At 52.1% G+C, this 19,895-nt stretch carries 14 protein-coding genes; 9 read left to right on the forward strand and 5 right to left on the reverse strand.

From position 1 onward, the window contains the following. Window positions 1-2 precede the first annotated feature (2 nt). The 3 genes from MHI42_RS34005 (at window position 3) to MHI42_RS34015 (ending at window position 8,244) form a co-directional block, all read left to right on the forward strand. Window positions 3-5,426: a diguanylate cyclase gene (locus tag MHI42_RS34005; protein WP_342422034.1), complete on the forward strand. Its 5,424-nt coding sequence runs from the start codon at window positions 3-5 to the stop codon at window positions 5,424-5,426. Window positions 5,427-5,793: 367 nt separating this feature from the next. Continuing rightward, window positions 5,794-6,486 carry a cupin domain-containing protein gene (locus MHI42_RS34010; protein ID WP_342422035.1) on the forward strand — a complete coding sequence of 231 codons (693 nt, stop codon included), beginning with the start codon at window positions 5,794-5,796 and terminating at the stop codon, window positions 6,484-6,486. A 126-nt stretch (window positions 6,487-6,612) separates the two neighbouring features. Further along, the gene (locus MHI42_RS34015) at window positions 6,613-8,244 is read left to right on the forward strand and encodes an amino acid permease (RefSeq protein WP_342422036.1); all 1,632 of its coding nucleotides are present in this window, start codon (window positions 6,613-6,615) and stop codon (window positions 8,242-8,244) included. 481 nt (window positions 8,245-8,725) lie between these two features. Here MHI42_RS34015 and MHI42_RS34020 read toward each other — a convergent pair whose 3' ends face one another. After that, entirely contained in the window at window positions 8,726-9,322 is a 597-nt protein-coding gene (locus MHI42_RS34020) for a TetR/AcrR family transcriptional regulator (protein WP_342422037.1), read from the reverse strand. Between the two features lie 218 nt (window positions 9,323-9,540). On the opposite strand from MHI42_RS34020, the gene MHI42_RS34025 reads away from it, so the two are divergent. Further along, window positions 9,541-10,653, forward strand: coding sequence for an NADH:flavin oxidoreductase (locus MHI42_RS34025; protein WP_342422038.1), 1,113 nt, complete (start codon window positions 9,541-9,543; stop codon window positions 10,651-10,653). Window positions 10,654-10,745: 92 nt separating this feature from the next. Here the strand turns inward: MHI42_RS34025 and MHI42_RS34030 are convergent, their stop codons facing one another. Continuing rightward, window positions 10,746-11,447 (reverse strand): hypothetical protein, encoded by a 702-nt coding sequence (locus MHI42_RS34030; RefSeq protein WP_342422039.1) that lies wholly within the window; start codon window positions 11,445-11,447, stop codon window positions 10,746-10,748. Between the two features lie 158 nt (window positions 11,448-11,605). Here MHI42_RS34030 and MHI42_RS34035 point away from each other — a divergent pair, with 158 nt between their 5' ends. Next, window positions 11,606-12,310: a response regulator transcription factor gene (locus tag MHI42_RS34035; protein ID WP_342422040.1), complete on the forward strand. Its 705-nt coding sequence runs from the start codon at window positions 11,606-11,608 to the stop codon at window positions 12,308-12,310. After that, window positions 12,307-13,713: a HAMP domain-containing sensor histidine kinase gene (locus MHI42_RS34040; protein ID WP_342422041.1), complete on the forward strand. Its 1,407-nt coding sequence runs from the start codon at window positions 12,307-12,309 to the stop codon at window positions 13,711-13,713. Before MHI42_RS34035 ends, MHI42_RS34040 begins: the two co-directional genes overlap by 4 nt. Before the next feature lie 306 nt (window positions 13,714-14,019). On the opposite strand, the gene MHI42_RS34045 is transcribed toward MHI42_RS34040, so the two are convergent. Further along, the gene (locus MHI42_RS34045) at window positions 14,020-15,057 is read right to left on the reverse strand and encodes an asparaginase (RefSeq protein ID WP_076243282.1); all 1,038 of its coding nucleotides are present in this window, start codon (window positions 15,055-15,057) and stop codon (window positions 14,020-14,022) included. A 182-nt stretch (window positions 15,058-15,239) separates the two neighbouring features. Between MHI42_RS34045 and MHI42_RS34050 the strand changes: the two genes are divergently transcribed. Both MHI42_RS34050 and MHI42_RS34055 read left to right on the forward strand, forming a co-directional pair. Continuing rightward, window positions 15,240-16,163 (forward strand): MBL fold metallo-hydrolase, encoded by a 924-nt coding sequence (locus MHI42_RS34050; protein WP_342422042.1) that lies wholly within the window; start codon window positions 15,240-15,242, stop codon window positions 16,161-16,163. A gap of 14 nt (window positions 16,164-16,177) precedes the next feature. Next, window positions 16,178-17,023 carry a GNAT family N-acetyltransferase gene (locus MHI42_RS34055; protein WP_342422043.1) on the forward strand — a complete coding sequence of 282 codons (846 nt, stop codon included), beginning with the start codon at window positions 16,178-16,180 and terminating at the stop codon, window positions 17,021-17,023. Between the two features lie 155 nt (window positions 17,024-17,178). Here MHI42_RS34055 and MHI42_RS34060 read toward each other — a convergent pair whose 3' ends face one another. Both MHI42_RS34060 and MHI42_RS34065 read right to left on the reverse strand, forming a co-directional pair. After that, window positions 17,179-17,820, reverse strand: a complete 642-nt coding sequence (locus MHI42_RS34060; RefSeq protein WP_342422044.1) for an alanyl-tRNA editing protein — start codon at window positions 17,818-17,820, stop codon at window positions 17,179-17,181. Window positions 17,821-17,860: 40 nt separating this feature from the next. Next, entirely contained in the window at window positions 17,861-18,418 is a 558-nt protein-coding gene (locus tag MHI42_RS34065; protein WP_340986425.1) for an XRE family transcriptional regulator, read from the reverse strand. Between the two features lie 267 nt (window positions 18,419-18,685). On the opposite strand from MHI42_RS34065, the gene MHI42_RS34070 reads away from it, so the two are divergent. Next, window positions 18,686-19,891, forward strand: a complete 1,206-nt coding sequence (locus tag MHI42_RS34070) for a helix-turn-helix domain-containing protein (RefSeq protein ID WP_342422045.1) — start codon at window positions 18,686-18,688, stop codon at window positions 19,889-19,891. The last annotated feature ends 4 nt before the right edge of the window (window positions 19,892-19,895 follow it).

Here is a 19,895-nt window from a genome sequence, read left to right on the forward strand (position 1 = left end):
GAATGATTGTTAACGACAACTATCAGATACTGGAAACCATTTCAGATAATAATATAAAAGCGGTTTACAGATGCAGCGAAGCTACAACCGGAGCAACAGTCATTCTAAAAGTATTAAAATCGGAATTTACCGGAACCGAAGCGGTCATGCGCTTCAAGCAGGAATATAGGCTGCTTACAGAGCTTAGCCACACCGTACAGGGGGTCATCCGGCCCCTGAAGCTGGAAGAGCAGAACGGCCTGTATATCATGGTGCTGGAGGATATCCACGGGCGTTCGCTCAAGAAGGTTCTGGCGGAGGAGAAACCCGGGCAGGAGGCGCTGCTGAAGCTCGCGGTCAAGGTTGTGGATATTCTGGCTTCTATTCATGAGCAGAATGTAATCCATAAGGATATCAAGCCGTCCAATATTATCTGGAACCGGGAACAGGATATTGTGCAGGTGATTGATTTCGATCTTGCGGTGAAGCTGTCCAAGGAGAAACGGGAATTCCAGAACAGCGGAGTGCTTGAAGGCAGCCTGCTGTACATCTCTCCTGAACAGACGGGACGGATGAACCGCAATATTGATTACCGGAGCGATTATTATTCGCTGGGCGTCGTACTCTATGAGATGATGACCGGCATTAAGCCCTTTAATTCACAGGAAATGCTTGAGCAGATCTATTCCATCATTGCCAAAGAGGCTATTCCTCCCTATAAGGCAAGCGGGGGCCGTGTATCCAGCGGCTTGTCGGCTATAATTATGAAGCTTATGGAGAAGTCCTCGGAAGACCGGTACCGCAGCGCTCACGGAATCAAGGCGGATTTGAAGAAATGTCTGGCCGGGCATGAGGATTTCGTGATAGGTACGGAGGACCTCCTGAATACCTTCCGCATTCCGCAAAAGATTGTAGGCAGGCAGCAGGAGCTGTCCCGCCTGGGGGATGCTTTCCGCAGCAGCCTCAAAACAAGCTCGCAGCTGATGCTGGTATCAGGCGATGCCGGTGTCGGCAAAACGGCACTGGTCCATGAGCTCCACCAGACCATCAGCCAGGAGAAAGGGCTGTTCGCGGAAGGGAAGTTCGACCAGTATAACAAGAACATTCCGTACAGCGCGCTGATCCAGGCCTTCCGGAGATTGATCAGCCAGCTGCTGGAGAGCCCGGATGAGGATTACAAGAGTTATATCGGCCGTTCGCTGAACAAGGCGCTGGGCGGAAACGGCAGTGTAATTACCGGGTTAATCCCTGAGCTTGCCGCCTGGATCGGCGTTCAGCCGGAGGTTGAGCCCCTGAATCCAGCCGAGGAGACGAACCGCTTCTTCCTGACCTTTGCCAAGTTCGTGGAAGGGATCACCCATAATGACAAACCGCTCGTCCTGTTCCTGGACGATGTCCAGTGGGCGGATTACTCCAGCCTGCAGCTGGTGGAGAAGCTGGTGCTGGATAACCATCTGCAGAGGCTGTTTGTAATCTGTTCCTACCGGCAGAATGAAATTCATGAAGGGCATCCTCTGTTTGCCTCCATCGCCAGAATAGAGAAGAGCCGTGAGGTTTCACGCATCCACCTGAAGCCTCTGAACGAGGAGGATGTGCAGAGTCTTATCGCTGACACATTGTACAGCAGTAAGGAGAGAGTGCAGAAGCTTACCGGACTGATCTTCAAGCGGTCCAAAGGCAATTCCTTTTTCCTGACGGAAATTCTGAAGGATCTGCATAAACGCGGATTTTTTGTTTTTGATAAGCTGAGCGGGGAATGGAACTGGGATCTGGAGCGGATTGAGGCGCTGCCGGTCAATGAGAATGTCGTTGATTTCCTTGTGGGTCAGCTGCAGAATCTGCCTGCGGATGTCCGCAGGATCTTAATGTTAAGCTCGGCCGTCGGCAATGTATTCGATTACGGCATGCTTACCCTGATCGGTGAAGAACCGCCGGAGGTGATTGCAGCTGCCATCAGCCGGGCCGTACACGAGGAGTATATTCTTCCTGCGGACCACCGCTATGCCATATTCTCCGGGACGCTGAGTGAGGCAGGGACGGCACTGCTGCAGACGGAAATCCGGCTGAAATTTGCCCATGACCGGATTCAGCAGGCCTTCTACCAGATGCTTGACGCTGAGCGGGGGAAAAGGCTGCATCTTAGCATCGGACGTCTTCTGCTGAAGAATTATGGCAACGGGGATGCCGAGGACAAGATCGTAGATATTGCAGCACACATGAACAAAGGCCTGGAATTTATCAGCGAGCGCTCTGAAATTGAGGATGTGATCGCTCTTAATCTCCGTGCAGCGCAGAAAGCGAAGGCTGGTTACGGGTATGATTCGGCATTCATCCTGCTGGAGGCGGCAATGCTGCTGCTGCCGGAGAATTCTTGGCTGGCGGACAGGGAGCAGACTGCGGAGATCTACAGACTGTATGCGGAATGCGGCTATCTCACCCACCATGTAGAACAGGCGGATCAGGCTGGCAGCCTTTTGCAAAAACATACTACAGACCGAATCGCACTCGCGGAAATTTACGAAATGCAGGCTAATCATTATATGTATCTGGGTATGATGCCGGAATCGATCGCTGCAGGCAGACAAGGGTTGCAGGCGCTGGGAATCCGGATTCCCGCCAAGGTGGGAATGGCCTCCGTACTGAAGGAGCTGCTGGTGATCAAGGCATCGCTGCGGGGAAGAACACCGGAAGGAATTTTTGCGTCCCCGGAAATGAAAGATCCGGAGATGAAGCTGGTCATGCGGCTGCTGATTAATTTTATCCCGCCATCTTTTATTTCAGGAGAGACTTCGCTGTTTGGACTGGTGGTGCTCAAAAAGGTGGGCCTGACCCTGAAATACGGCAACTCCCCCGAGTCGGCGCTTGCTTTTATCGGATACGCCATGCTATTGTCCGGCTTCGGAGATACCAAAGGGGCCTTTGAATTCGGGCGGCTCGGGATCAGGATTAACGACAGGTTCAATGATTTGCAGTGGAAAGGCGCGGCACATGTATTATATACGCTGTTCAGCCATTCCTGGACCGAGCCCTGGGATACCTTGCAGGACTGGTTCGGCACCTCGATTGAAGCCAGTCTGCGGACAGGGGATCTGCTCTATCTCGCCCATTCCGCATTCTATGTGAATCTCTGGAACCCGTCGATGGACATCGCGACCACGCTTCAGGAGAGTACGCGTACAATTTCTATGATTGAGAATACGAAATATAAGGAATCGCTTGCCACAGCGCAGCTGGCCCGCCAGTATTTCCGCAGTCTCGCAGGCGAGCTGCCGGACCGGACTTCCTTCAACAGTGAGTCATTTAGTGAAGAGGCCTATTTGATCCAGCTGGAAGAAGCACGGTATTATTCGGGAATTGCAATCTATTATATATATAAAATGAAGCTGCTGTTCACTTATGAGAAACACCATGAAGCACTGGAGTATATCGATAAGGCCTACCCGATCATCGGAACGCTGGCCGGTTCTGCTTTTATGGAGGAATTCGCCCTGTATACGTTCCTGAATCTGGCTTATGCCTATAAGGATTTAAGTGTGAACGGCAAACGTAAGGCTAAATCCAGAATGCGTAAAGAGTACGGGCGGGTCCGCAAATGGGCCAGGAATGCGCCGGGAACCTTCCGCCAGCATGAATATCTGATGAAGGCCGAATGGGCCAGAGTCAGCGGGAACGATAATCAGGCAAGCCGCTATTATGATTTGGCGATTGAGACCAGTGAGCAAGGGAGCTTCGTACGCTATAAGGCGCTGAGCAATGAGCTGGCAGCCCGGTTCTATTATCATAAGGAGTTCAATGAGTTCGCCGCTTATTTGCTCAGACAATCCGTATACTATTATTCGGTCTGGGGCGCCAAAGAGAAGATCAGGTTCATTAACGAGCGATACTCTTCTATAGTCAAAAAAATTAACACGAAGGAATTCCTCCATGGCCGGACGGTTACGGACTACACGGAGAGCATTGATCTGAATTCAATGATCCTGGCTTCCCAGGCAATCTCCAAGGAGATTGAGCTGAACAATCTGCTGGAAGCGCTCATGGAGATTGTCATCAAGAATGCCGGTGCCCAGCGGGGCTGCATTCTGATGACCTCCCAGGCGAATCTTCTGGTGGAGGGTGAATACAAAGCCGATGCTGATAGAATCTCGGTGGCTGTTCATGAGTCGTCCCGGCTGGATAATTTGCCGGTCTCCATTATCAGGCAGGTGGAAGAGAGCCGGGAGAGCCTGATTTACAATGATGCTTTTTCGGAGACACCGTTCGTGAACGATCCGTATATTGTGAAGCATCAGCCGAAATCGATGGTCTGTATGCCGCTGATCAACCAGAATAAGACGATTGCGATTATCTATCTGGAGAATAACCTGGTTACCGGCGTGTTCACCAAGGAACGGATGAAGATTATTAATCTGTTATCCAGAGAAATGGTATTCTCGCTGGAGAATGCCAGCCTCTATACCGAGCTGGAACGGTCGGAAGAGAAATACCGTGAACTGGTGAACAATCTGCAGGACGGGGTATTCATTACCCAGGACAAGCGGTGTAAATATGTCAACGAGGCCCTGGCGCAGATGCTGGGGTATGAGATGGATGAGATGCTGGATCAGCCCTTCGAGAACTTCCTTAGCCCCTCCGAGAAGGAGAAAGTATCGCATTATTATGCAAGAAGAGTTGAAGGCAAGCAGGTGCCTGATGAATATGAGACCCGGCTTGTTCATAAGGACAAGACCCGTGAAGTCATCGTAATCCACAAGGTCATCCGGATCATGTATATGGACAAACCGGCCATTCAGGGGACCGTGAAGGATATTACCGAGCGCAAGAAGGCGGAAGAGGAGCTGCGGCGGCATAAGGAGCATCTGGAGGAGCTCGTGGCGGAACGGACCAAGGAATTGGAGTTTAACAACGAGGAATTGAACAAATATATCGGACTGATCGAGCAAATCTCGATTACCGACGAGCTGACAGGGCTGTATAACCGCAGATACTTCAATAAGCTGTTCCTGGATGAGGTAGAGAAGGCAGCTGCAGACAAACGGCATTTGACCTACCTGATGCTCGACATAGACTATTTCAAAAAATACAATGATACCTACGGCCATTACGAGGGCGATACCGTATTGCGGAGAGTCGGCCAGCTGCTGAATGAGCTAGCTGAACGGGCTGACGGTGTTGCGTTCCGTCTGGGCGGAGAAGAGTTCGGCATTGTGGTGGCCGGGTTCACCCCTCAGCAGTCGCGGGAATATGCCGAAGCGATCAGAAGAAGCATCGCGGAGCTGCGGATTCTGCATGAGCTTAGCCCGGAATACGGAAGAATTACCGTGTCCATCGGCGTAGCGGCCGTTCTTGTCGACGGGCTCCGCGAGGAGGATATCTACAAGCTGGGCGATGATGCGCTCTATCAATCCAAAGCGGAAGGACGCAACTGCGTCACGCTGTTCGAGCGGTAATGAAATGAAGTGTGGGCTGACCGGGTATGCCATGAAATGGCTGCCTGGGTCAGCCTTTGTTGTGTTCTTATCTACAATGGAAAATGATCATATTAGACGTTAAAGGAAGGGTGTCACTAGGTGACCGGTATGTCCAAAAACTGAATTGGGGCGCTCAACATTTTTTTAAAAGCGGTTCTGAGCCGCCTGCCCGGTGTGCGATCTGATTCGTACGTACGACACCGTTTGATTCACCTGTCAGAGTGATTATGCTGCTGGGCCATAGAAGCCGCTGTGTCAAAAGATTCCTCCCCGGCATAAAGTATCTGGACGATTGCCCAGCTGAGTTACAGGCTTACAAAACTTAAGCTTATAGGAGGAATATTAAATGCTGGATCCAGTATTGCAGGCACCGGACCTGAAGCTCGCAGCCGATTCGAACCAGGTACTTAACTATAAACGGGATGCCAATAACTATATTACACAGCTTTTTGGCGAGCAGCTTCCGGCGATCCGGAACGGGTTCTTCAATGCGCATATGAGCAAAGGGTTTATTGTACAGCCGCATTGGCACACGAATGTGACGGAGATGGTGTTCGTCATCAGCGGCGAGCTGATTACCTCCGTGTTCGATCCGTTTACCCAGAAGCTGATGACCTATCATCTGAAGCCCGGACAGGTCTCCATCTTACCCAAAGGCTGGTTCCACTGGATTCTGGCTGAGAGCGACCAGGTCCATTTCCTGACTATCTTCGATGCGCCAACACCTGATATCGTGTATGGGTCAGACTTTCTGCGAGCAGTTCCCAAAGAAGTGATCCAGCGGGCTTATTGTATCAATGAAGAGGATTATGCCAAGGCGGTTGCGCCGCTGAAGGAATCGGTTATTCTTGGTCCACCTCCGGGATGCGTTATTTCCGGTGCCGCAGAGAATACCTTCCATCCCAATGCACAGGTGATGCCATATAACGGTATGACGGAAGGTATGAATGCGGGCAAAGCCGCCAAGGGCATGCCTTCATACACAGCCCAGCAGCCGGCGGCAGCTTTTTATCCCTATCCGATGTATCCGCGCCGCTAGACTTACTAACAAGGGATACCGGGAGCCCCGCAGAATCTCGCCAATTATCATTCTCCCTCAGGCAGCCTGGCTAATTTCCCCGGAATATGCAGATACTTCTGTTATCTCAAACCGGGAGGCAGGATTATGGAGGAAGGAAAACAAGGTAGTCAGGTGAAGCATGAGCAGGTGGAGAAGCTGGCGAGGCTGGATAAGCTGCAGAAGCTGGAGAAGCCGCGGAAGTCCGGGAACCCGGGCAAAAAAGGATTATCTGTATGGCAGCTGACGATGCTCGCACTGGGGACCGTGGTCGGCGGCTCTTTCTTCCTGGGGTCTTCCGTGGCGATCCGGGCGGCTGGCCCGTCTGTGCTGCTGGCTTATGTAATCGGAGGGGTTCTGGTGTATCTCATCCTCTCCGCGCTGTCGGAAATGACGGTGGCGAATCCGGCACCCGGCTCATTCCGCACGTACACTGAGCAGGCGTTCGGCCGGGGAGCGGGATTCACGGTCGGCTGGGTATACTGGACAGGCCTTGTGCTCGCGATGTCCAGTGAAGCGACGGCAGTATCCATTCTGCTGCGGGGCTGGTTTCCTGCGCTGCCGCTGGCGCTGGCGGGCTCGGGGATCATTGTTCTGGTAACGCTGCTTAATCTGCTCGGGGCAGAACGGCTGGGCAAGCTGGAGAGCGGACTGGCAGCCTTCAAGCTGCTGGCCATTGTTGCTTTCATTGTGATTGCGGTGGCTATAGTTGCCGGATTTGGAACCAGGGGCGAAGCTGCAGCCGGTATTCAAGTTGTGCGCGGCCAGAGCTTGTTCCCCGGGGGAATCGCCGGAATTGCAGGCAGCATGCTCATGGTGATGTTTACCTATGCGGGATTTGAGGTGCTGGGACTGGCAGCCTCGGAGACAGGCAATCCCGGAGTCACCATCCCCAGAGCGATCCGGCGGACGATCCTGCTGTTGGTCAGCCTCTATCTGGCGGCGATGACCGCATTGTTTCTGCTGCTGCCCCGGGCTCTGGTCTCTGAGCAGATCAGCCCGTTCGTATCAGCTCTCAGCCTGTATGGCCTCGGCTGGACCGGGACAGTGATGAATATCGTCCTGGTGTCTGCTATTTTGTCAACGATGCTGGCCTCCGTATTCGGCCTGGGCCGGATGCTCCGCTCATTGGCGGAGGAAGGGCATACTCCGGCCTGGATGCGGGACCGTACGGATATCCCGTACCGGGGCATCCTCATTTCCGGCGGTGCCATGCTGGCCGGGCTGGGACTGGGTATGCTTTTGCCGCAGGGAGTCTACCTGTTTCTGGTCAGCTCCGGCGGCTTCGCGCTGCTGTTCTCCTACTTCATTATCATGGCCAGCCACTACCGGCTGCGCCGGCGCAACGGAGGACCCTTCAAGGGCCAGCGCGGGTTACGCGGCTTTCCGTACAGCTCATGGATTGCAATGGGTAGTCTGGTCGCCATACTCGCCAGCATGCCGCTGATTCCTGGACAAGGGGGAGGTCTGGCCGCGGGAATTATGTTTGTTCTGGTGTTCTCAGGCATTTATGCGGTGGGGGCACTGCGTAAGGGGAGAGAATCCGGGCGCAGGCGGCAGCCCTCCCTGCAGGTTAAAGTACCTGGAGGCAGAGCACAGATGGAGGCTGCGGAGGAATGGACGGATCGTCATCAGGGACGGCTACAGGAGCGTCATAACCGCCCGGATCAGAGCGGCAGGCATTCCAGCCAGGGCGGGACAAAGGGTGGAGGCAAGCGGAAGAAGCGGAAGCAGAAGTAGCGGCGGAGGTGCGGAGCGCAGAACGGCTGCGCTCCTTTTTGTTATGCAGGAAATTATGATATTCGTCTGTTGTGGATATAACATGCATAATGCCCTGCATACTTTTCTTTGGAAATTGGAGCAGATCCGTTTCCGCTGAAGGAAGAACTTGTCCTTGTATCAGGGGTCCCACTGCATCTGCCGAAAGTGGACTGTGTACGAAAATCAAAGGGAAAAATCCCACTAATTCCGCCGAAAGTGGGCTGTATGCGGAAATCAAAGGGGAAAATCCCTCTAATTCCGCCGAAAGTGGGCTGTACGCGGAAATTAAAGGGAAAAACCCCTCTAATTCCGCTAATTGCCGCCAAATGCTGCCAAAAGGAGGGAATGAAGAGCAAAATAAGTGCACTTGATTTCACCGGGACTGCCTGGGTCCGGAAAGAATATGCTGCCTGCCGGGCGGGGGACAATCATCCGAAGCTGTTTAGCGGAACCGTGCTTCTCACTCTCCGCCAGCGGGAGTCAGCAACGATACTCCGTTGTTCATCAATGGCACTAGTCTGCCGGCCAGCGCAGCAGCGGATTCATGACGGCCCTCCTTATTCCAGCGATAGGTCACCCCGTAGATTGACCAGCTGAGCAGGGTTGCAGCCGTTTGCAGTGTGCGGCTATCCACTGTGCTGTCTACTCCGGACAGCAGCCTTTGCAGCAGCTGTTCCAGCTGCAGCTTAATATTCTCTTCAATAATCAGCGCCAGGGAATCATATTTCTTCAGGCAGTGATGGCTGGATTCGTGATAATCGCAAAGAGCGGCAACCAGCGTATAGAGCGTTTCCTCGGTCAAGGCTGCCTGGTCATCGATTTTGCGGAGGACAAGCTCCGTGAAGGCATCTGATAAGAACGATTCAAGCAGTGCGTATTTATCAGGGAAATGAGCATAGAATGTGGCCCGGTTAATCGTGGCTTTTCGCGTGATATCCTGTACGGTAATTGCATTGAAGTCCATGGTATTTAACTGCTCGGCGAATGAGTCCAGAATTAACTGGCGTGTCCGGATGACGCGCGGGTCGTTCGGGTTCGGTGAAAGTATACTGGGCATCCTCTATCCATGCTCCCTTCGGTAACTAATGCTCTAACTATTATAAACATCTGCGGCTGCGCCAACCAAGGTATTCCTGGATAACCAACAATATATTTTTCATTTCGCTTAAGCAACAGATGGTGCGGATTGTTGGTTGAATGGGGCAGGTGGCATTGCTAATATTGCATTCGTACCCCTTAACTGCGGGTGCCAAAATAATATTGGAGGTGCGGTTCATGAGTCATCCGCAGAACAATAATCATTCCATTCAAGCCTTGTTTCAGCCTTATACGATCCATCAACTGACCTTGCCGACACGAATTGTCATGTCGCCGATGGCCCGTGCCTTCTCGCCTGAGGGTGTGCCGGGACCCGACGTAGCCGCTTATTACCGCCGCCGTGCCGAGAACGGTGTCGGTCTTGTGATAACCGAAGGAGCCCTAATTGACCATCCTTCAGCAACCAGTGAGTCCAGATTGCCTAGGCTTTATGGGGAAGCAGCATTGAACGGCTGGGCGGAAGTGGTCAGACAGGTGCATGAAGCAGGGGGCAAAATTTTCCCGCAAATCGTGCATATGGGCATGATCCGGCCGAATGGTTCCCAGCCTAATCCGGAAGCCCTGTCCATCGGTCCGTCCGGACTGGATCTGGAGGGGAACAAGGCAGGCGAGCCGATGACAGAGGACGAAATAGCGGATGTAATTCAGGCTTACGCGGCTGCAGCGCTTCATGCCAAAGAAGCCGGGTTCGATGGCATAGAGCTTCACGGAGCCCATGGCTTTCTGATCGATCAGTTCTTGTGGGCGAAGACCAATCAGCGGACAGACCGTTACGGCGGAGATCTGGTGAAGCGCGCCCGGTTTGCTGCTCAGATAGTCGAAGCTGTACGTGCTGCGGTAGGTCCGGATTATCCGGTAGCCATACGTCTGTCCCAATGGAAAATGGGCGATTACGCTGCCAGACTGGCGGACACACCGGAACAGCTGAAGGACCTGCTGGGCGTTCTGGTGGACGCCGGGGTAGATATCTTCCACTGCTCAGTACGCCGTTTCTGGGAGCCCGAATTTGCCGGCTCGGATCTTAGCTTTGCCGGCTGGGTGAAGAAGCTGACAGGCAAGACGACCATTACGGTCGGGGCGGTTGGCATGGACAGTGATCCCGCCGAAGGGGAAGGCCAGACTCATCCCGGACTGGAGGGACTTGTGGAGCGGCTTAGCAACAATGAGTTTGATCTGGTGGCCGTGGGCCGGGCGCTGCTCGGAGATCCCGCCTGGGCGGTCAAAATCCGTGAGGGACGGCTGAGTGAGCTTCAGGCATTTACCCCTGAATCGGTGGCCGCGCTCTCCTGACGATAGATTGTCTAAACGAAAAGCAGGCCAAAGGTACCCGCCCTTGGCCTGCTTTTTGTATCTCCTGCTGTTATAGAAACGTTATTCCGTGCTTACTTCGCTTCTTCAAGCTTTTTGGTAAGGTCCTTGTACTGTTCCAGCAGCCCGCCCAGTGCGTGCTTGACCGCACCGGCATCTTTGGTTTCTACGGCTTCAGCCAGTGCAGCCTGTGCCGTGAAGAATCCGTTATCTTCAGTCATCGGGAGCAGAGCCGGGGCTGCAGCAGCTGTTATGGAGCCCGAGCCTGTGAGTCCGGCGGACGAGAGGCTGTCAGGGACTGCAAATACGGTGAAATCTGCAGTGGATGAAGCCGCTGTTCCTGTTGCGAAGGCACTGAGGATGCCGTCTGTTCCGGCAAGCTGAAGATCGGCTGCCGGTGCTGAACCGGCAAGGGAAGTTATGGCTGCTGTCAAGGTTACAGGTGTGGCCAGTCGCACGGCTGGAGCGTTAACTTCTCCTGTTGTATCCAGGGTAAGCACCTGTACGTTAAGGCGGATGGCCTTATTGTATCTGCTGAGCGTGTCGGTCCAGTCCTGAACGGTTTCCGGCGCGTAGCGTTCTGCAAGGTCCAGCAAGTCTGGAATACGTGCAGTAATCAGGATACTTCCCTGTAAAGGGGCTGAGGCTGCACTTAAGGTAACGGGGGCGTTCCCGGCCTGTGGCGGTGTGCGGTCTGCATTGGCGAACACCGGGGTTGCGATGGAGGACAGCAAGAGGGTGGAGAGGGCCATTCTTCTGAAAATTAAACGGTTCATGAACTAACACTCCTTATGGGTGAGGTTTGTCTTACAGCTCCCAATATAGCGTTCTACTGTGGCAGGAAATTGGTGGCTTTGTGGAAAAACAATGGCAGGCCCCTACCGCCTCCGGCTGCTTGTTATAATGGAGCAGACAAAACTGTGGAGGGCTACGGATGAACAATCAAACGGTCATTGCCGTTGTGGACGATGATGAGAATATACGCAAGCTGGTCGAGGCTTATTTACATAAGGAGAATTTCCGCACGATTGGCCTGGGAAGTGCCGAAGAAGCCTGGGCCTTGTGGACAAGCGATCCTCCCGGCATGTGGGTGCTCGATATCATGCTTCCGGGGATGGACGGGTATGAACTATGCAGGCGCATCCGTGATGAAGCAGAGGTGCCGATCATTATGATCTCAGCCAAAGATAATGAAGTCGATAAAATACTGGGTCTTGAGCTGGGCAGTGACGATTATCTGGTCAAGCCGTTCAGTCCCCGTGAGCTGGTGGCCCGGATCAAACGGCAGCTGGAAAGGTGGGAACGGCTCCATCAGCCTCAGCCCGCAGCTGCGCTGCCTTCCCTTTCAGGCATAGAGCTGGGCGGACTGCTGCTGCTTCCGGAAGAAAGGAGGTCCTTCTGGCACGGAACAGAGGTGGAGCTGACGAGTAAGGAGTTCCTGATGCTGAAGGTGTTTGCCGGACATCCAAACCGGGCGTTTACGCGGGAAGAGCTGCTGGGTTATGTCTGGGGGGATGATTATTTCGGCAGTGACCGCGCAGTGGACCATCTGATCAAACGCATCCGCAAAAAAATAGACGGCTTGCCGCTGGAATCGGTCTGGGGACACGGCTACCGGATGAGAGAAGGTCAGGAATGATGAATATGCGGATGAAGCTAAACGGGCAGATGAAGAAGCTGAAGCTGGTGCATCAGATCAACTTCGCCTTCGGATTGTCTCTGCTGCTTGTCCTGTCCATCACGGGAGTGATGATACATTTCGTACTGATGGATCATTTCATCGGTAAGGAACAGGAGGGATTGCGGACGCTAGGCGCAACATTGACCGCCAGCATGCAGCAGCTGCCCGCCGCAGCAATAAGTGCAGTCCCAATTGAAGAAAATGAGTTGTTTCCGGTTCAATATGCTACGCTTTCCAGCGGAGTACAGGCCATTGTGACGGATCAGCAGGGGAAGGTGGTGTCGGGCACCCTCCCGGCGATACCCGGACAGGCACAGGCAGTTACCGGCATAGCTGCAGTAGAGACAGGCAGCCTGCAGAGCTTATGGGACGGCAACGACCCGCGTTATCTGGTGCAGGTAAATGCGCTTCCCCAAGGCAAGCTGACCCTGCTGACCCCTGTCAGCAGAATCAAAGCGATTGAGCAGTCACTGCTCAAACGTCTGATTCTTGTCTTTGCCGCCGGTGCAGCCGTGATGTTCCTGTTCAGCCTGTTTATCACAAGGAAGCTGATTGATCCGTTGATCAGCCTGCGCGAGGAACTCAAAAAAGTGAAAAACCGCCGGTTTGCCGAAGTGAATCTGATCCGGGCGGGTGGGGAGATCGGTTCTGTAGCCCGGACCGTATACGAAATGGCCGGAGAATTGCACCGGTTCAACCGGGTACAGAAGCAATTCTTCCAGAATGCCTCGCATGAGCTGAAATCACCGCTGATGTCGATATCCGGTTATGCGGAGGGCATCAGGGACGGGATTTTTGAAGGTGAGGATGTCCGTAGAGGGCTGGATATTATCCTGTGCGAGAGCGGACGGCTGCGTGACCTGGTGGGCGAAATGACGCTTCTGGCCAAGCTGGACAGCGAAGAGGATATATTCCGGGCGGTAGAATGCGATCTGGAAGAGCTGCTCTCAGAGGCGGTAGAACGGGTCAATCCGCAGTTGGCTGCAAGAAAGCTGTCGCTCAAGACTGAAATCTCCGGAGACCGCGGGCTGATGCTGAGGGCTGACCGTGATAAGCTGCTGCAGGCACTGCTGAACGTATTATCCAATGCTGCGCGTTATGCAGACAGGAAGATTGATGTCCATGGCTATGTAAGCAAGGGACTGATTACATTAACAGTTTCGGATGACGGCCCCGGCATTCCGCAGGAGCTGCTGCCCAGTCTGTTTCACAGGTTCGTCAAAGGGAAAAATGGTGATTCCGGGCTGGGTCTGGCCATCTCGCGCGCCATCGTGGAGCGCTGCGGCGGTAAGATTACCGCCTGGAACTGCCCGGAAGGCGGGGCCGTCCTCACGTTTGAATTTCCATCCGCAGCCGGGTAATAGCTGCCTGCAGACAAAAAAGTGGCGTCTTATAAGTAGAGTCTATAAGTAGATTCATAAGTAGAGTCAGAGCATATTTCTTGTTATTGGGGGATCGCCGCTTTGCGCTTTTGGTCATTTGCAGTTTGTTTTAATACTCGCCTTAGTCTACTGATTTTCTAAGCTGGAGAGCAAAGCGATTGGAACAACGGTCCGTTCACGCAGCGTCCTCTCAAGTGCATACATTGATCTTACTCAAAAAAAGGGGGTGTCCCGGAAGCCATTATAAGGCTTACGGGACACCCCCTTAGAGTGATATCTAATGTTTTAATATTCGTTGAACATTGCAGCGATTTCGTCGTATCCGGTTGTTTGAGTCAGCGCCAGGGAGAGCAGAATCCGTGCTTTTTGCGGCACCAGACTGTTGCAGGGAATGGAATTGGCGGACAGATCAATGTAGGAGTCCTTGAGTGTAATTCCGCTTGAGATCCGCGAGCAGCGGACCACAGGGATGTTATTATTCTTAAGCTCGCCGACTTTATCAATCCATGGCTTGCTGTAGATGCCTCCGCCTGCTCCGGCAATCACAATGCCCTTGGAGATCGTGGCGAGATAATCCAGGATGCCGGGATCGGCGTCAACATGGAAGTAGGCTACGGATACTTCCGGCAGTCCGGTCATGGCCGATACATCGAATTGTGAAGCAGTCGTATGTCTTTTGAGCGTCCGGGTATAGAAGAAGGCATGACTGTCGCGCATGTAGCCCAGGCAGCCGAAATCACGCTCATCAAAGGCGTTGGCCTTGAAGGTGTTCACCTTCTGCACATCCCGCCCGCTGTAGATGCCTTCGGCGAAGACAACCATCACGCCCTGTCCGGACGCATCCGGATTCGCCGCCAGTGCAACGGACTGATACAGATTCAGTGGTCCGTCGGCACTGATAGCGGTAGCCGGACGCATGGAGCCGGTAATGATCACCGGTTTGTCGGTCTTGATCACCAGGTTCAGGAAATAGGAGGTCTCATCCAGGGTGTCGGTGCCGTGGGTAATTACGAAGCCGTGCACATCCTCCCGGAGGGCGAGTGTGTTGATGTACGCTGCCAGTGTAAGCCAGTGTTCGCTGGTGATATCTGCACTGCAGAGATTGCTGACCTGCACGCCGGCACAATTGGCAAGCCGTTCCAGATGGGGCACACTATCCAGCAGATCCTGCACGGGCAGGGCACCGGGTTCGTAGTTCAAGGTTTTATGCGCTTCGCCGCTGCCGGCAATGGTGCCGCCGGTAGCCAGAATAACTACATTTTTGAGGCTGGGATTATAAAATGGGGATGCTGTGAAGTTCAATTCAGGTGCTGGAATAATCATAGATCGTTTCCTTTCAGGTCGAATCAGAATGAAGGCTATGGAATTACATTGAATGTATTATAACATACGATTTCAGGGGACAATGATCTGTTTTTACTCCTGTTTTTCCCTGCAAATAATTAGTCAATAAGTGCATGCCATATTAAGGTATAATAAGTAAAAATATAAATGGGAGGATATGTATGTTCACGGTAGAGGAAGTAGCACAGGGAGTGTGGGCAGCGATTGTTATTCCGGGCCGGGGCGCGGTAGGCAATGCGTCCATTATAGATCTTGGGGATTCCACAGTCGTGGTGGATACCTTCAGCCTGCCCGGGGCAGCGAGGCTTCTGCGGGAAACGGCTGAGCAGCTGACGGGGAAGCCGGTCCAATACATAGTGAATACCCACTATCACGGGGATCATCATTACGGGAATATGGAGTTTGCCGACTGTGTCATCATTTCCACGGAGCTTACCCGTGAAGTGCTGACAACGAATGGTCCGCCTGAGCTTGGGGAATGGCAGGAAGGGCTGCAGAAGCAGATTGCAGCGCTTCAGGAGGCTCATAGTACTGCTGCGGACACCCGCCTGCAGGCAGCGCTGGGATATGAAATATCGGAAAAGCAGGCCCTGCTGGAGGCAACACCTGCGATCCGCAGAGTAACAGCTGCTGTGACATTCAAGGATACGCTTGATATCCACGGGTCAGAGCGGTCCATACAGCTGTTTACATACGGCGGCGGCCATACCTGCAGCGATGCCATGGTATATATTGCTGACGTTAAGGTGCTGATCGCCGGGGATCTGGTGCTGAACCAATCCAATCCGGCTATGCTGCACGGTTTCCCTGAAGCATGGGCCTTAATCGTGGAACGGATTGGCCGCGAGATTGACTTCACCCGGCTGATCCCCGGTCATGGAGGGGTTGCCGGACGTGAGAGCATCGCTGAAATGTTAAGTTATCTTCAAGAGATCCAGGCGTATGCCGCAGCGGCTGTCCGGAGCGGGGAGAGCGCGGATTTCTGGCTCGCCAAGGGAATTCCGGCACCGTTTGATACATGGGAGGGCTCCCATATTTTTGAGTGGAATTTCCGCTGGCTGTACAATACATATAATCAATCCTGAGAAAAGAGGAGAAAATGATGCTGAAGCTGGATAGACGTGACTATGCGCTGGCTCTGCCGCTGTTAAGTCAAGTGAAGATCAACACCCTTTTCGCTGAAGCAGTGCTCAAGGGCCAGACTACCGGCACTGTTTATGTGGATAATGTGCAGAACCCCCGTACCTTTTATGTGGCACATGATTACGGGATGTCGCTGGTCTATGGGGATTCAGGCAATGAGGCGTTTAACCGGAGCTTATATGATTATATTACCAACAAGACAGGGGACAGGCAGTCTCCGGAATGGCTGCAGGGAGACCCGGCAGGAGGCTGGTCTCCGTTGATTGAGTCTATGATTACTGAGCATAACGCACTGCTAAATGCGGTTGAGCCCGGTCCTGAAACGGCCGATACCCGGAGGATGTACACCCATACCAGAGTGAATTTCACCTTTGACCCGGAAGTCTACTACAGTGCGAAGGAGCAATGGTTCCGGCAGGATGCAGAGATTGTACAGATGACCGGCGAGTTGTTTGACGGGCAATCAGGTGCTGTGATTCCGCGCTATTTCTGGAGAGATGCAGAGCATTTCCTAAGTACAGGCATAGGATACACCCTGCTCTGGAAGGGGGAGAAGGCCTCGAGTGCGTTCTCGGCGTACCGTACAGCGGATCAGCTGGAGATTGGGATTGAATCAGCAGCGGGCCACCGGGGGAAGCAGTTTGCCTTCTCCGTATGTTCTGCGCTGATTGATTACTGCCTGGAGCAAGGGCTGGAGCCGATGTGGGGCTGCCGCCGGGAGAATGAGGGTTCTTACAGACTGGCTCAGAAGCTGGGCTTCAAGCCATCGTTGTACATCCCTTATTACCGGTTGGCCGAGTGAATAACAGATTCAGCAGAATAATTTGTCAATTGTTTAAGTTTTTAACCGATCAATCAAAAGAAGCAGCGGCAGTCTAAGACTTGATAAATAAAGTCTTAGACTGCCGCTGTTGTTGTTAAATAAACGTTTCCCGTTAAATAAGAAATAATTAGCTTTTATTCACTTACATAGATTTCGATTCTTTCTTTCCCTCGCCCAATATTGTTACGCTTCAACTTAATTTCTCCAACTTCGCCTGTTTTCTTCAAGTGAGTTCCTCCGCAGGGAACCTTTGAAAAACCTTTAACTTCCCAATATCTTCTTCCATTTCCTTCGTCACTGAAATCACTAATGATGTCGAGGTTTGCCGCAATGATCTCACGAGATTCTTTCTCGATCAAAGAAAATGATTTTGAAATGTTCTCGTGCCATACGAAATCTATTCGGGCTTTATCTTGAGCGATATGAGCGCCTGTCTTCTCTATACTTTTCAAATGTTTGTAAGCTAATTCTAATACAACCTCCGCAGCAAAATGTAGTCTCATAAGTCTGTAACGACGATCCCAATCTATGGTCATCGTCACTTGATCACCAACTTTTAAATCATGCCCTTCTTCAACTGTATAAATGATTTCATGACCATCTTTCTTTGCTTGATGTACGGAATATCCACCAATCAATCCTGTATCACTTTCTTGTCCACCAGAGAAAGCATAAAAGATGGTTCGTTCCACTGTAATGTCATTGCCATTTACACTGGCTATGCGAGTATCTAGTTTTGTTAAGTATGGGGTTGTCCAAAATACTTTTTCAACCATATCAGCACTTCCTTATCACATCATGAATTACATACCAGTTTTACGATTCAGGATAATGCATGACAACTTGTAGGATGACATCTTCATCCGTGTCATTTATATATTTGTGTGTAACGTTTCCTGCAAACCGTATAGCGCCTCCTGTAGGAAGGGTATACTCATCATCCCTAATCATGATTTTAAATTCCCCTGTAACAACAGTAATGTACTCTTGGACACCCTCATTGTGGGGTGTGGAAACATAATTCCCTTTAGGCTTTAATACAATCGTGAAAATTTCTATTTGAGTTTGCGGATGGAATGGAAATAATAAATAGACTAGACAATTACCGTTATCCTCCGTTATATCTGGTACTTCTTTTCGATTAACGATTGATATTGTTGATTTGTCGTCTTTAATTAGGGATGAAAAAGAAATATTAAGTCCCGTTGCAATTTTCCAAACGGTGGTCACTGTTGGCTGTGTGTCCCCTCGCTCGATTTGATGTAGCATACCTTTGCTAACCCCAGTTAAATTTGCCACTTTATCTAAGCTTAACTGCCTTTGCTTTCTCACACGTTGCAAGTTGTGTCCTATCCTGATGTGAATAGCATCCAAGAAATAACCCCCTTACGTTTAATATATTATACAAAAATAACACTATAAAATACAAATCGAATAGGATTTTAGTTACGCTAACCTATTTATTGATTTTTAACATCAATCCAGAGAAGAGTGCCCGGTGGCGTTCTTTTTTATTGAGTTTTTCACAGATAATGATTATCATTATCGCTGTAGAGCTGATATTCTGCAGCCGGCCGCATTTGCTGCGGTCTGCATTACAATATGACACTATATAAGAAAAATAAGAACGGAGGAATACGTATGGAGCGGGAACAGCTGCTGGAGGGCAGTCTTCATCCGGAAGGCGGGCGGTTTAACCTGGCGGCCGTCCGGGAATACATAGCGGAGCATTATCATGAACCGCTGTCCATTGATCAGCTGGCAGGTATGGCAGGACTGCGGCCGAAGTATTTTGGCGAATTGTTCAAAAAAACGTTCGGACAGAGCACGCTGGACTATCTGACAGAGCTGAGAATCAGCCGGGCCAAGCAATACTTGCAGGAATCGGATTATCTACTCCGTGAGATCGCTCATAAAGTCGGCTACAGCGATGAATTCTATTTCAGCCGCAAATTCAAAAAGGAAACCGGAGTCCCGCCTTCGTCGTTCATCCGTCAACATAAACGGAGGGTTGCCGCCTGCTCTGCAGCTGCGGTCGGGCAACTGCTGGCCCTGGATATTATCCCGGTGGCCGCTCCGCTGGATTCCAAATGGACTTCCTATTATTTCAACAAGTATTACGACCGGATTGAAACACATCTTAGGGTAGACCTGATGGACCAGGAGCTTGAGCGGGCTAAGCTGATCAATGCCCGGACGGAGGCAATTATCGGCCACGATGCCTTGGATTCAGCATGGGAGGAGCATCTGCTGCGCAATAGCCAGAACCTCTTCATCCCCCGGGAACAGGACCGCTGGGATGTCCAGCTCCGGGAGATCGCTGCTTTTCTGGGCAGGGAACAGCAGTGCGGCCAATGGCTGCAGCGGTTTGAACACAAAGCCCGCCATGCCAGAGAGCAGGTGGCCTCTGCTGCGGGTGAGGAGAGCTGTATGGTGCTCCGCCTATACGAAGATCAATTGCATGCTTACTGCAACAGGGGAATCCGTGATGTGATCTATGGCGAACTTGCCTTGAAGCCGGCATATACCGGCTCCGGTACGCTGTATAATGAGCCGATTTCGCTTGCGGAGGTCAGATTGCTGAATCCGCAGCGGCTAATGCTGATCATCTGTCCTGATTTTGCCACGAGGCGGCATTGGCTGTCCCTGCAGCACAGTGAGAGCTGGCGTAATCTGCCGGCAGTACAGTCAGGCAAACTGGACCTGTTACCGTCAGATCCCTGGTTCGAGTACTCGGCGGTAGCGCTGGACCGGATGCTGGAGGAGGCCGTTCTGATGTTTACAGGAAATAGTCCAAGCCCGGAACAGGAAACTGTCCATGGTTACCCTTCTGTTTATCCTCTATAATCCC

It is taken from the genome of Paenibacillus sp. FSL E2-0178, assembly GCF_038593005.1.
GTDB lineage: Bacteria > Bacillota > Bacilli > Paenibacillales > Paenibacillaceae > Paenibacillus_AQ > Paenibacillus_AQ phytohabitans.

What these genes read in the sequence shown, in the direction of transcription:
- MHI42_RS34005 (WP_342422034.1), top strand. Translation starts at nt 3, where the DNA reads ATGATTGTTAACGACAACTATCAGATACTGGAAACCATTTCAGATAAT.
- MHI42_RS34010 (WP_342422035.1), top strand. Translation starts at nt 5,794, where the DNA reads ATGCTGGATCCAGTATTGCAGGCACCGGACCTGAAGCTCGCAGCCGAT.
- MHI42_RS34015 (WP_342422036.1), top strand. Translation starts at nt 6,613, where the DNA reads ATGGAGGAAGGAAAACAAGGTAGTCAGGTGAAGCATGAGCAGGTGGAG.
- MHI42_RS34020 (WP_342422037.1), bottom strand. Translation starts at nt 9,322, where the DNA reads ATGCCCAGTATACTTTCACCGAACCCGAACGACCCGCGCGTCATCCGG.
- MHI42_RS34025 (WP_342422038.1), top strand. Translation starts at nt 9,541, where the DNA reads ATGAGTCATCCGCAGAACAATAATCATTCCATTCAAGCCTTGTTTCAG.
- MHI42_RS34030 (WP_342422039.1), bottom strand. Translation starts at nt 11,447, where the DNA reads ATGAACCGTTTAATTTTCAGAAGAATGGCCCTCTCCACCCTCTTGCTG.
- MHI42_RS34035 (WP_342422040.1), top strand. Translation starts at nt 11,606, where the DNA reads ATGAACAATCAAACGGTCATTGCCGTTGTGGACGATGATGAGAATATA.
- MHI42_RS34040 (WP_342422041.1), top strand. Translation starts at nt 12,307, where the DNA reads ATGATGAATATGCGGATGAAGCTAAACGGGCAGATGAAGAAGCTGAAG.
- MHI42_RS34045 (WP_076243282.1), bottom strand. Translation starts at nt 15,057, where the DNA reads ATGATTATTCCAGCACCTGAATTGAACTTCACAGCATCCCCATTTTAT.
- MHI42_RS34050 (WP_342422042.1), top strand. Translation starts at nt 15,240, where the DNA reads ATGTTCACGGTAGAGGAAGTAGCACAGGGAGTGTGGGCAGCGATTGTT.
- MHI42_RS34055 (WP_342422043.1), top strand. Translation starts at nt 16,178, where the DNA reads ATGATGCTGAAGCTGGATAGACGTGACTATGCGCTGGCTCTGCCGCTG.
- MHI42_RS34060 (WP_342422044.1), bottom strand. Translation starts at nt 17,820, where the DNA reads ATGGTTGAAAAAGTATTTTGGACAACCCCATACTTAACAAAACTAGAT.
- MHI42_RS34070 (WP_342422045.1), top strand. Translation starts at nt 18,686, where the DNA reads ATGGAGCGGGAACAGCTGCTGGAGGGCAGTCTTCATCCGGAAGGCGGG.